The sequence below is a fragment of the Mesorhizobium sp. Root157 genome (genome assembly GCF_001427385.1).
In the GTDB taxonomy this organism is placed as follows: Bacteria; Pseudomonadota; Alphaproteobacteria; order Rhizobiales; family Rhizobiaceae; genus Mesorhizobium.
This window is the reverse complement of record NZ_LMGJ01000035.1, coordinates 106,208-118,188: the sequence shown is the minus strand read 5'-3', so window position 1 is coordinate 118,188 and position 11,981 is coordinate 106,208. Positions and strand designations below refer to the sequence as shown.

Genomic DNA, 11,981 nt, shown 5'->3' with positions numbered 1-11,981 from the left:
CGACGGGATGACAGCCACCGGACGGGCGGCCGCGAGGTCGCACTAAATTACTAAACGAGCGTCCGAACGGCCGCCCGTCTTCCCGACCTCTCAAGCGAGGTCCGTTCTTTGACAATGGCCAGGGCCGAAAAGGCAGCGTGGCAACCATAAAGCACGAACTCCAATAGCCGTCTGGCCATTCAGGGTCCCCGCCAGCGACGAGCGCAGCGAGCGAGCCTAAGGGCGGGGCAAAGACACCCAGACGGCAAAGCCGGGCGTGGCGATGAATAGATGTGCCATCCCACCTTCGTCATCCTAGGGCGAAGCAGGCCGAAGGCCGTCGCGCAGACCCTGGGATCCATGCCGTGACCAAGCGGCAGCGCGATACGGTGCAGAACATCCCTCGTTCTGAACCCCCCTGAGCCTCCCGGCCATTACGGCATGGATCCTCGGGTCGCGCCTTTCGCTGCGCTCATGCTTGCCGAGGATGACGAAGTCGAGAGGCGCGCGCTTTTCCCTTCCGCCGCCAAGGGGAAAGGGCACAGAGCGTGCCCCCCGCCAGCAACAAGCGCAGCGAGCGAGATTAAGAGCAATTCCAGTAAAAGTGGAAGCCGGTTTTCCGTTCGGAATTGCGAAACCAGGGAACCAGCGGGGCAAAGATCACCAGACGCGAATACCGGCTGTGGCGATGAAAAGACTCACCCTTTGCCGACGCGGACGAACCACTGGTCCTCGTCGATAACCTCGATGCCAAGCTCGCTTGCCAGCTTCAGCTTCGAACCCGCGCCCGGCCCGGCCACCACAAGGTCCGTCTTGGCGGAAACCGAACCGGCCACCTTGGCGCCCATGCGCTCGGCCATCGCCTTCGCCTCCGAACGCGACATCTTTTCAAGCGATCCGGTGAACACGACGGTCTTGCCGGCCACCGCGCTGTCGGCAGAAACGGTCAAGACGTACGGCTTGGGGCGGATATGAGCGAGCAGCGCGTCAAGCACATCGTCGTTTCGCTGGTTGCCGAAGAAATCGCGCAGCGCTCCGATGACCGTATCGCCGATGCCGTTGATCGACGGAAACACCGTGTGCGGATCGGCAGCGGCCGCCGTCTCCTTGCCGACGCGGATCAGTTCTTCGATGGTCGAGAAAGTCCTCGCCAGCATGGCAGCGGTCGTCTCGCCGACATGGCGGATGCCGAGCGCGAAGATGAAACGGTCGAGTTCGGGCTCGCGGCGTGCATCAATGGCCGCAAACAGCTTGTCGAGCCCCTCGAAATTGCGGTCCTCCACACTGCGGACATTCTTGCGCGCCTTGCCCGAAGCCGCCTCGCGCTGCCTGGCCTGCTCCTCGCGCCGTTCGGCCAGCGCCAACTGCACCTCGGGGCGGCGATCCTTGAGCGTGAAGATGTCGGCAGCGGTCTTGACCAGCCCGGCATTGAAGAACAGGTCGATGTTTTCGGCGCCCAGCCCGTCGATATCCATGGCGCCACGCGACACGAAATGGCGCAGCCGCTCGACGGCCTGCGCCGCACAGATCAACTCGCCCGTGCAGCGCCGGCGCGAATCCTCCTTGCCGGTCTTCTCGTTGATCTCGCGCGTAGCGGAAGAACCGCACACCGGGCAGTTATGCGGGAACTCGTAGGGCACCGCGTCGGCAGGCCGCTTGTCGATCACCACGCTGACGATCTGCGGAATGACGTCTCCTGCCCGCTGGATCACCACGGTGTCGCCGATGCGGATATCTACACCCTCGCGGATCGGCAGGCCGAAGCTGTCGAAGCCCTTGATGTAGTCCTCGTTGTGAAGCGTGACGTTCTCGACAACGACGCCGCCGACCGTAACCGGCGCAAGCCGCGCCACTGGAGCCAGCGTACCGGTGCGGCCAACCTGGATGTCGATCTTGCGCACCGTGGTCGTTGCCTGCTCGGCGGGGAATTTGTGGGCGATCGCCCAGCGCGGTTCGCCGGTGACGAAGCCCCAGCGGCGCTGCAGGTCGAGTTGGTCGACCTTGTAGACGACGCCGTCGATGTCATAGCCGAGCGACGAACGCTGCGCCTCGATCAGCTTGTACTGTGCGATCAGGTCTTCGACCGATCTGGCCCGCACCATCAGTGGGCTGATCTTGAACCCCCATTCGGCAAACTTCTGCACCGCATCGTACTGCGTCGGAGCCGGATCCTCTGTCGTGTAACCCCAGGCATATGCGAAGAACTTCAGATTGCGGCTGGCGGTGACCGATGGATCCTTCTGCCGCAGCGAGCCGGCCGCCGTGTTGCGCGGATTGACGTAATCCTGACCGCCGGCGGCTGCGGAACGCTCCTTCAAGGCCTGGAATTCCGCATAGGTCATATAGACTTCTCCGCGGATTTCGATGACCTCCGGCCAATTCTCGCCCGCAAGTTGATGTGGGATATCGGCAATGGTCCTGAGATTGGCGGTGATGTCTTCGCCGACCGCCCCATCGCCGCGCGTCGCCCCTTGTACGAACACCCCGTTTTCGTAGCGCAGGGAGGCCGACAGGCCGTCGATCTTCGGTTCTGCCGTGAAGGCGATGTCGAGGTCTCTATCGCGCTCGAAGAAACGTCGGCCGCGCTCGATGAAATCGACCACATCCTGATCAGTGTAAGCCTTGGCAAGGCTGAGCATCGGCACCGCATGGCGTACCTTGGCAAAGCCTTCCACCGGCGGCGCACCTACGGTCTTGGACGGAGAGTCTTCGCGAACCAGATCGGGAAAGCGTTCCTCGATGGCAAGATTGCGCCGCCGCAGCGCATCGTACTGAGCATCGGAAATCGTCGGCGCGTCCTCGGCGTGGTAGCGCCGGTCATGCTCGGCTATTTCCGCCGCCAACCGCTCCAGTTCGTCGGCCGCTTCGCCTGTGGTCATGGCATCGACGGGTTTTTCAGACATGGCGCCTCTCCCACGCGAACAGTGCGAAACACAGACGGATCAAGCGATAGCGGAGTAGTAGCGCAGGAAGCTGCAAGGAAACAGCCACATACGCTCTTATCCTGACTCTATTTGGCAACCGGCCTTGGCAGCCGCGACAATTCAGGAAGCCGCTGCCGTGTTCTCGCGAAGCAGCCGTTCCGCCGCAGCGCGAGCCTCGTCGGTGATTGTGGCGCCGGCAAGCATACGGGCGATCTCTTCCTGGCGGGCACCGGTATCCATCTCGGCAATGCCGGTTGCGACCCGGTCGGCCCCGCCCGACTTCGAGATAAGGAAGTGCGTTGCGGCGCGCGCCGCCACCTGGGGGGCATGGGTGACCGACAGCACCTGCACGCGCTTGGACAGGCGCGCCAGCCTCTGTCCTATGGCGTCGGCCACGGCACCGCCCACGCCGGTATCGATCTCGTCGAACACAAGCGTCGGCGCAGATCCGCGGTCGGCCAGCGCAACCTTGAGCGCCAGCAGGAAGCGCGAAAGCTCGCCCCCGGAGGCGACCTTCATCATCGGGCCGGGCCGCGTGCCGGGGTTTGTGCGCACCCAGAACTCGATCTGGTCGATACCTTCTTCCATGCGGTTGTCGGCTTCGCTGGACATTTCGACAATGAATTCGGCTCGCTCCAGCTTCAAAGCCGGAAGTTCCGCCATCACCGCCTTGAGCAGGCCGGTCGCGGCAGCGTAGCGCAGCGCTGAAAGATGCGCCGCCGTCTCATCATACAGCCCGCGCGTTGCCACAGCCTGCTTCTCCAGGCCTTGCAGACGATCCTCTCCCGCATCGAGATCGGCGAGGCCGGCGGCCATGGTGTCGCGCAAGCGGGCAAGATCGTCCACCGCGACATTGTGCTTGCGCCCAACCGCCCTGAGGGCAAACAGCCGCTCTTCAGCCTTTTCCAGCCGCTGCGGGTCGTATTCCGTCGCACGGAGTGCTGCTTCGATACCCGCATGCGCAGCGTCGAGGGAAAGCAGTGCCTCATCCAGCGATTTCACGACATCTTCAAGCAGCCCCGGTGCTTCACCCGCCTTGCGCTGCAAACGTCTCAGCAGACTTGCCAGTTGCGGCAGAGGCGAGGAAGGCCCTGACAGCACATCTTGCGCATCGTGGATTTCAGCCGCGACTTTCTCGGCCCGCATCATCAGGGCGCGTAATTCGGCAAGTTCGGCTTCCTCGCCCGGCTGCGGATCGAGCTTGTTGAGTTCCGCTACCGACGCCCTGAGAAAGTCGGCCTCGCGTGTCGCTGCCTCCACCTTGGCGCGATGGCGCGTGAGTTCCTGCTCCGCCGCCCGCCAGGTCCGCCATGCTTCGCCGGTTTCACGAACAGCGCCTGCATGGCCCCCGAACGCATCGAGCAGGTCCCGGTGTGCGCCTGCGTCGACCAGCGCCCGGTCGTCGTGCTGTCCATGGATTTCGACCAGCGCGCGGCCGATGTCGCGCATCAAGGTGACGCTTGCGGGTTGGTCGTTGACGAAGACGCGCGTTCGCCCGTCCGCTGTCTGCAGGCGACGAAGAATGATATCGCCGTCGTCATCGATGGCGTTCGCGGCAAGCAACAGTCTCGCGGGATGGTTGCGCGGCACATCGAAGACTGCCGTTACCTGGCCTTGCGTCGCTCCATGGCGAACCAGCGAGGCATCGCCTCGAGCGCCGAGGGCAAGCGACAGGGCATCAAGCAGAATGGATTTGCCCGCCCCCGTTTCGCCGGTCAGTACCGACAGCCCAGGCGAAAAGTCTATGTCCAGCTTCTCGATCAGAACAATATCGCGGATCGACAATCTGGCGAGCATGAGGGACCGTCAGCCGGTAATCAGCTTTCCGGCCTTGGAAATCCACGAACCGGCATTTTCACGCGGCGCAAGCCCGCCGCCCTGCAGCAGCTTGTAGGAATCCTTGTACCACGGGCTATCCGGGTAGTTCTGGCCAAGAACGGCAGCCGCCGTTTGCGCTTCATCAGTCAGGCCCATCGCATAGTAGGCCTCCACCAGTCGAGCCAGCGCCTCCTCGATGTGGCGGGTGTTCGAGTAGCTTTCGACGACGTTGCGGAAACGCTTGATCGCCGCGAGATACTCACGCCGCTCGAGATAGTAGCGGCCTATCTGCATCTCCTTGCCGGCCAACTGGTCGTTGGCGAAGCGAATCTTCGTCTTGGCATCCTCGACATATTCCGAATCCGGCCACCGCGTGACCAATTCCTGCATGGTCTGGACGGTGAGGCGCGCTTCCTTTTGATCCTGGGTGACATCCCTGATCTGTCGGAAATAGCTGAGGCCGATGATGTACATCGCATAGTCAGCGTCTTCCGTCGAAGGATAAAGCGTAAGATAGCGCTTGGCCGAACCGATAGCCTCTTCGTAGTTGCCTTGCCGGTAGTTGGAGAAAGCACCCATCACCATCGATTTACGGGCGAATTCGGAATACGGGTGCTGGCGATCAACAGCCGCGAACTTCTTGCTGGCCTCACTGAGGCGCCCAGCGTTGAGATTGGCAAGACCTTGGTTGTAGAGCACGTCCGCAGGCTCGGTCTGGTCGACATAAGTCGAGAGATCGATGTCCTTTTCAGACGACATGCAACCCGCAAGTAGCAAGGGCGCTGTTGCAACCGACAGGGCCAGGAAAATACGCTTCGCGGGTGCCATCGATCGATCAGCCCGTTTGAACAACATGATTGGGGTCTGCCCTTTCGGCACCATTTCAGTCATCAGCGAGCAGCCATAGACTATAACCGCCTTGCGCGGCAACGCTATCGTCCGGCAATCGCACATTTTTGTGGCAGCAAGGTTGAGAGGCGCAAATGCCCCCAATCAGTTGCGCAATGATGCACTCCTGCCACAACGCACCGATCTGGTCCGCTGTCAGATCACCCAAGGCGCATGAACGGGGGCGCTGACTGCCCTCATCTCAGCGCTGCGCCCCCGTCCGGGCCGTGTCGCTTCAACAATTTCGAAAGCGCTACGGTCAGACAAGAGCCGCCGAAGTGCCGCGGCGTTCAGCCGATGACCGCCGCGGTAGGAACGGAAACAGCCGATGAAGCGCGCCCCGGCCAAAGCAAGATCGCCCATCGCATCGAGAGTCTTATGACGCACGAATTCGTTCGGATAACGAAGTCCGCCCATGTTGATGATGCGGTTATCGTCGCCGATCACCACCGAATTCTCCAGCGACGAGCCAAGTGCATAGCCAGCAGCCCAAAGCCGCTCGACATCCTTCATGAAGCCGAAGGTCCTAGCCCGTGCGATGTCACGCCGAAAGACATCGGCGTTCAGATCGGAGGCGAACTGCTGCCGGCCGATAGCCGGGCTTTCAAAATCGATCTCAACCTCGAAACGTGTGCCAGCGTAGGGCCGGAATTCTGCCCAGGATGCTCCGCTTTCGATGCGGATCGGCTTGACGACGCGAATAAAGCGCCGCTTCACCGATAGCGTCTCAATGCCAACCTGATCGATCGCATCGACGAACATGGCCGCACTGCCGTCGAGGATCGGAATCTCGTTGCCGTCGATTTCGATGACGAGATTGTCGAGGCCAACGCCAAGAAGCGCGGCCATCAGGTGTTCCACGGTCGCAACATGCTGGCCGGACGGGTCCCCAAGAAGCGTGCAAAGGTCCGTCGCACCAACTTCCGACACAAGGGCACGGAGTTCCTTGCCTGGCTCCGATCCGCCAATAAAGTGGAACGAGATGCCGGTATCCGCCTCTGAAGGTACGAAGCTTACCGAAACCGGCTTACCGCTATGAACGCCAATTCCCGCCAGCGTCACGCGCGATTTAACTGTCGTTTGATAGTCGTTCAAAACGATCCCCGTGTGCCCAAGCCCACATTGTCGGCTTTGTCAGTCCGACAGGCTTCGTATAAGCCACGGCTGGAGGCCCCTTCCCCAAAACCTGCAGCTGCATTTTGCCGTCGCGAAGATAATAATGCGCCCAACAGACTCCAAATCACGCTTTCTTACTTCATGTAACGCGAAATTCTTAGACGCCCCCAGCCATAACGTCTTGTTTTTCGAGTGCTTTATACGAGAACAGGCAGACGATTTCCTCGTCTGCCTGTTAACAAGTGTTACAATCGGTTAACGGTCAGTTTGCCTGACGCCGAAGGAAGGCCGGAATTTCTAGCTGGTCTTCCTCGTGATTCCCACGAGAGGGCGAAGCGAGACGCCCGTGATCGTCAAGCTGGCCGCGTCGCGGTGCATAAAGCTGCGGGTCATGGTTGGCCAGGCGGCGAACTTCAGGAGCAGCTTGGCGCAGTTTCGGCTCGCGCGGCTGGGCCGGCTGCAAACGCGCCGGTTCTTCCTCACGGCGGGTCAGGCCATTGGTCAAGCGCTTGAGCAAGCCCATCGGGCCGCGATCCTCATGGTCAACCGGGTGCGACTTGGCCTCCACTTCCGCCTTCACCACCGGAGGAAAATCCTCCACGCGCGGCATGCGCTGCGGTGCTGCTGCGACCGGCTGGGGCATTTCGCGCGGTTGTGGTGCCGGCTGGGCGGCCAGGGGTACGACATGCTGGACATGCGGCGGCGCAGGAGGTGCCTGGAACAGCTTGCTTTGCGGGCGGAAGTCGTCGTCGGCATGGCCAGACGGAGCCGGCCGATGGGCCATCGCCGCTGCATTCTGTTCGGCAAGATGAATGGCCTCGGCGATCGGATCATGTGCACGCGGTTCTTGGGAAGCAGTCGGCTGAGTCTGAGCCGGGCGTGTTTCCGCGATGGCTGCTGGACGCGCCGGCTGCTTCGGCGGAGCCGCCCGGATGGTGATCGGCGCGGCGGCGATCTGCTCGGCCGACTTGTCGATTCCGGTAGCAACCACCGAAACGCGGATGACGCCTTCGAGGTCTTCGTCGAAGGTGGCGCCCAGGATGATGTTGGCGTCCTGGTCTACTTCCTCGCGGATACGGGTTGCTGCCTCGTCGACTTCGAACAGGGTCAGGTCCTTGCCGCCGGTGATCGAGATCAGCAGGCCCTTGGCGCCGCGCATCGACGTTTCGTCGAGCAGCGGATTGGCGATCGCGGCCTCGGCTGCGGCCATCGCGCGGCCTTCGCCCGATGCCTCGCCGGTACCCATCATTGCCTTGCCCATCTCGCGCATCACCGAACGAACGTCAGCGAAGTCGAGGTTGATCAGCCCTTCCTTGACCATCAGGTCGGTGATGCAGGCAACACCGGAATACAGCACCTGGTCGGCCATCGCGAATGCGTCGGCAAAGGTGGTCTTGTCGTTGGCCAGACGGAAGAGGTTCTGGTTAGGGATGACGATCAGCGTATCGACGCACTTCTGCAGTTCCTCGATACCCAGATCAGCCGTCTTCATGCGGCGCTGGCCTTCGAAATGGAACGGCTTGGTAACGACGCCCACGGTGAGAATGCCCTTTTCACGGGCTGCGCGGGCAACCACAGGCGCTGCGCCGGTGCCGGTGCCGCCACCCATACCGGCGGTGACAAAGCACATATGCGTGTTCGACAGGTAGTCGTTGATCTCGTCGATGCATTCTTCAGCAGCCGCCCGGCCCACCTCGGGCTGCGAACCGGCGCCAAGCCCCTCGGTCACATGTGCGCCGAGTTGGACGAGCCGCTCCGCCTTCGACATGGTCAGCGCTTGGGCATCGGTGTTCGCCACCACGAACTCGACGCCGCGCAGGCCCGCGGTGATCATGTTGTTGACCGCGTTGCCGCCGCCGCCGCCGACACCGAACACGGTGATGCGTGGTTTAAGTTCGGTAATGTCCGGCTTTTGCAGATTGATTGCCATTGTCCTCGTCCTTTGTCTTTTCCCGCCGCTTCGCCGTAGCGGCCGCCTATGGGGCTGTCCCCGTCAACTCTAGAAACTATCCCTCAACCACTGACTCATGCGTTGCAGTCGTCCGTCCGTTCCAGTCATCTTCAGACTGGACATCCCTCTTGCAGAAACGCTCTCGAAGCTTGCCATCTGCGGATAGATCAAAAGCCCAACCACTGTCGAAAACGCCGGCCCCTTGGCAGCTTCCGGAAGACCCGCTACGCCGAGCGGCCGCCCGGTCCGTATATTCCGCCCAAGGATGCGTCGCGCCGCTTCAGGTAGCCCCGCAAGCTGGCTGGCACCACCGGTCAGCACGATTCGCTTGCCGACCGCGCTGCCGTAGCCGGATTTGTTGATTCGATCGCGCAGCAATTCCAGCGTCTCATCGACGCGGGCACGGATGATGCGGGTCATGACCGAACGCGGAACCTGCAACGGGGCCTCATTATCATCGCCGATCGGATGGATGGTGACCAGATCGCGATCGTCGGCGCTTCCCGGCAATGCCGAACCATGCATGACCTTCAGGCGTTCGGCCGCTTCGATCGTGGTCGACAATCCCTTGGCCATATCGAGCGTAACGTGGTTGCCGCCAATGGGAATGGAATCGCCATGCACGAACGATCCTTCCGAAAAGATCGAGATCGTCGTGGTGCCGCCGCCCATGTCGATGCAGGCAGCGCCCATTTCGAGTTCGTCATCGACCAAGGCGGCCAGGCCGCTGGCATAGGGTGTGGCCACCAGGCGCTCGACCGACAGATGCGAACGGTTGATGCTGAGTTCCAGGTTGCGCAACGGAGCCGCATCACCGGTCAGCACATGCATGTCGACACCCAGTGTGTCGCCAACCATGCCGCGCGGATCGCGCACGCCATGCTCGGCGTCGAGCGCGAACCCTACCGGCAGCGAATGGATCACTTCCCGTTCGGATTTCAGTGCCTGTCGTGCGCCGGCCAGCAATACCTTTTTGATATCGCCTTCGTCGACCTCGTGCCCACCCAGATTGATGGTCGCAGAATAGGTTTCGCTCTTGAGGCGGCCCGCCGTCATATTGACGATCAGGGAATCGACGGTCAGCCCTGCCATACGTTCGGCGGAATCCACCGCCAGGCGAATGGCGTGTTCGGCGCGATCAAGGTCCACCACCACGCCGGACTTCACGCCATGCGATTTCTGATGGCCTATGCCCATCACCTGGACTCGGTGTGAACGGCCGCGCAGAAGTTTGCCATCTTCATTGGGCTTGAGCTTGGCAACGACGCAGCAGACCTTGCTGGAACCGACATCGAGTACCGTCAGGATGCCCGACCGGCGCGATGAGGAATCGCTATTCCCGCCAAGCCAGTTCATATCTTCTTCTCCGGCTTGCGGTTGAGCGCCTTCGGTTTTTGCTTCAATGCCGCCATGCGCGCCGTCGCCGCCTCGGGCGACAACTCCACGGCCACGCGGTCCAAAATCCGCAGGTCGACAGCAACCACGTCACGGCTCAGCAGGCCGTTTTCACGGTCCATCCGAACGATATCCGCAAGCGCCTGATCGACACCATCTTCCGGCAACTTCACCGTGATGCCGTTGTCCAGGCGAATATCCCAGCGGCGGTCACCGACACGGATATAGCCTTTGACCCGTGTGGCAAGTTCTGGAAACCCGTCAATTCTGGCAACCAGATCAGGCGCATGATCCGGCGCGCCGCTTCCAACGATCAGCGGCAATTTGGCCAGATCCCCTCCCGTGAAGGGCGCGATGATGCGACCGGAGCGTTCGATCACATTAAGTGCTGTGCCCTGCTGCCAGAGCGCGAAAGCCTGACGCTCATCGATACGGATCTCGAGTGTGTGTGGATACACCTTCCGAACGGCGGCGACCTCGACCCATGGAAGCGATGCGATCCGCTCGCGCGCCGCTTCAACGTCCAGCCCTATCAGCGACGTCCAACCGTTCAGCTCGAGCTTATCGAGAATATCGATCTCGGAAGTATGTTGGTTGCCCACCACCTTGATCTGGTCGACCGCAAAACCGGTTCGGGCAGTGACGCCCTGCACGAAGCCATCGAGATGGCCACCCAGATACGCGCCATAAGTGGCGCTGGACGAAAGCAGCACAGCCGACAGGATAGTCGCAGTGTAAGGCGGCGCCCGATACGCCCCCTCGCCCAGTTTCGACACCACGCGCAACGGCCGGCGCAGCCAGCGTGGCGGAACGAAACGGCCGAATGGCGCCAAGGCGTTAAACAGCGCCGGGCCGACCACACCCCTTCCGCCACTTTGCCTCCACCTCAACGCTGACACGAAGCGTCCTCCACCATCCAACTCAACAAATCGCCGAACGAGTGTCCCGCATATGCGGCGATTTCGGGCACCAAAGACGTCGGCGTCATGCCCGGCTGGGTATTGACCTCAAGCCAGACAACCTCGCCGTTTTCGGAGTGACGGTCGTCGTAACGGAAGTCCGACCGGGATACGCCCCGGCAACCGATCGCTTGGTGAGCCTTGAGGGCCAGTGTCAGTACTTTTTGGTAAATATTCGGTGAAATTTTTGCCGGGCATTCGTGTTTTGATCCGCCGGCCACGTATTTTGAATCATAGTCGTAGAAGGCATGGCCCGTCGGGATAATCTCGCAAACACCCAGCGCCACATCGCCCATGACAGCACAGGTCAACTCGCGCCCATGAACATAGCGCTCCACCATGACGGTATCACCATACTTCCAGTCCGGCGATGAAATCACTTGCGGCGGATGCGACTGCCCTTCCTTGACAATCACGACGCCGAAGCTCGACCCCTCATTGACCGGCTTGACCACGTAAGGCGGCTGCATCGGATGTTTGTCGACGATCGAAAACCGGCTGACGATCCTGGATTCCGCAACAGGCAGCCCAGCCGCCTTGGCAACTTTCTTGGCCTGAGCCTTGTTCATCGCCAGCGCCGAGGCCAGAACCCCGGAATGCGTGTAGGGAATGGCGAGATATTCGAGGATCCCCTGGATCGTGCCGTCTTCGCCAAAAGGACCATGCAAGGCATTGAAGGCAACATCCGGCTTCAGATCGGCAAGCACAGCACCGACGTTACGATCCACATCGACACGGCTAACGCGGTATCCTTCGGCCTCCAGCGTATCCGCACACGCCTTGCCCGAAGACAAAGACACCGGCCGCTCGGACGAGATGCCACCCAGCAGGACAGCCACGTGCTTGTTCTTCATTCCCCGTCATCCCCTAGGCGGGTTGGCAACTCACTCCCTGACGCAAGAATCCAGCGCCCGGCGGGTCACCCCGGCCAGAAAATCAACGCGCTAAACG

The 11,981-nt window shown here is 61.5% G+C and carries 8 protein-coding genes; all 8 read right to left on the bottom strand.

The window, feature by feature from the left end:
- Window positions 1-677 precede the first annotated feature (677 nt).
- The gene (gene ligA / locus ASD64_RS17240) at window positions 678-2,882 is read right to left on the bottom strand and encodes an NAD-dependent DNA ligase LigA (RefSeq protein WP_056107428.1); all 2,205 of its coding nucleotides are present in this window, start codon (window positions 2,880-2,882) and stop codon (window positions 678-680) included.
- A gap of 141 nt (window positions 2,883-3,023) precedes the next feature.
- Window positions 3,024-4,700, bottom strand: a complete 1,677-nt coding sequence (gene recN / locus ASD64_RS17235; protein ID WP_056107426.1) for a DNA repair protein RecN — start codon at window positions 4,698-4,700, stop codon at window positions 3,024-3,026.
- A gap of 9 nt (window positions 4,701-4,709) precedes the next feature.
- A complete protein-coding gene (locus ASD64_RS17230) occupies window positions 4,710-5,576 on the bottom strand; it encodes an outer membrane protein assembly factor BamD (RefSeq protein WP_056107636.1) in 867 nt (288 codons plus the stop codon).
- Between the two features lie 189 nt (window positions 5,577-5,765).
- Window positions 5,766-6,704, bottom strand: coding sequence for a UDP-3-O-acyl-N-acetylglucosamine deacetylase (lpxC, locus tag ASD64_RS17225; protein WP_056107423.1), 939 nt, complete (start codon window positions 6,702-6,704; stop codon window positions 5,766-5,768).
- A 283-nt stretch (window positions 6,705-6,987) separates the two neighbouring features.
- On the bottom strand, window positions 6,988-8,655 hold the full coding sequence (gene ftsZ / locus ASD64_RS17220; protein ID WP_056107418.1) for a cell division protein FtsZ: 1,668 nt from the start codon (window positions 8,653-8,655) through the stop codon (window positions 6,988-6,990).
- 69 nt (window positions 8,656-8,724) lie between these two features.
- The gene (ftsA, locus tag ASD64_RS17215; RefSeq protein WP_056107415.1) at window positions 8,725-10,032 is read right to left on the bottom strand and encodes a cell division protein FtsA; all 1,308 of its coding nucleotides are present in this window, start codon (window positions 10,030-10,032) and stop codon (window positions 8,725-8,727) included.
- On the bottom strand, window positions 10,029-10,970 hold the full coding sequence (locus tag ASD64_RS17210; RefSeq protein ID WP_056107412.1) for a cell division protein FtsQ/DivIB: 942 nt from the start codon (window positions 10,968-10,970) through the stop codon (window positions 10,029-10,031). The genes ftsA and ASD64_RS17210 overlap by 4 nt, the downstream gene beginning before the upstream one ends.
- Window positions 10,958-11,884 (bottom strand): D-alanine--D-alanine ligase, encoded by a 927-nt coding sequence (locus ASD64_RS17205; protein WP_056107409.1) that lies wholly within the window; start codon window positions 11,882-11,884, stop codon window positions 10,958-10,960. The genes ASD64_RS17210 and ASD64_RS17205 overlap by 13 nt, the downstream gene beginning before the upstream one ends.
- Window positions 11,885-11,981: the final 97 nt, after the last annotated feature.

Coding starts and splice junctions, on each gene's coding strand:
- recN (WP_056107426.1), bottom strand. CDS start 4,700: ATGCTCGCCAGATTGTCGATCCGCGATATTGTTCTGATCGAGAAGCTG.
- ASD64_RS17230 (WP_056107636.1), bottom strand. CDS start 5,576: ATGTTGTTCAAACGGGCTGATCGATCGATGGCACCCGCGAAGCGTATT.
- ligA (WP_056107428.1), bottom strand. CDS start 2,882: ATGTCTGAAAAACCCGTCGATGCCATGACCACAGGCGAAGCGGCCGAC.
- ftsA (WP_056107415.1), bottom strand. CDS start 10,032: ATGAACTGGCTTGGCGGGAATAGCGATTCCTCATCGCGCCGGTCGGGC.
- ASD64_RS17205 (WP_056107409.1), bottom strand. CDS start 11,884: ATGAAGAACAAGCACGTGGCTGTCCTGCTGGGTGGCATCTCGTCCGAG.
- ftsZ (WP_056107418.1), bottom strand. CDS start 8,655: ATGGCAATCAATCTGCAAAAGCCGGACATTACCGAACTTAAACCACGC.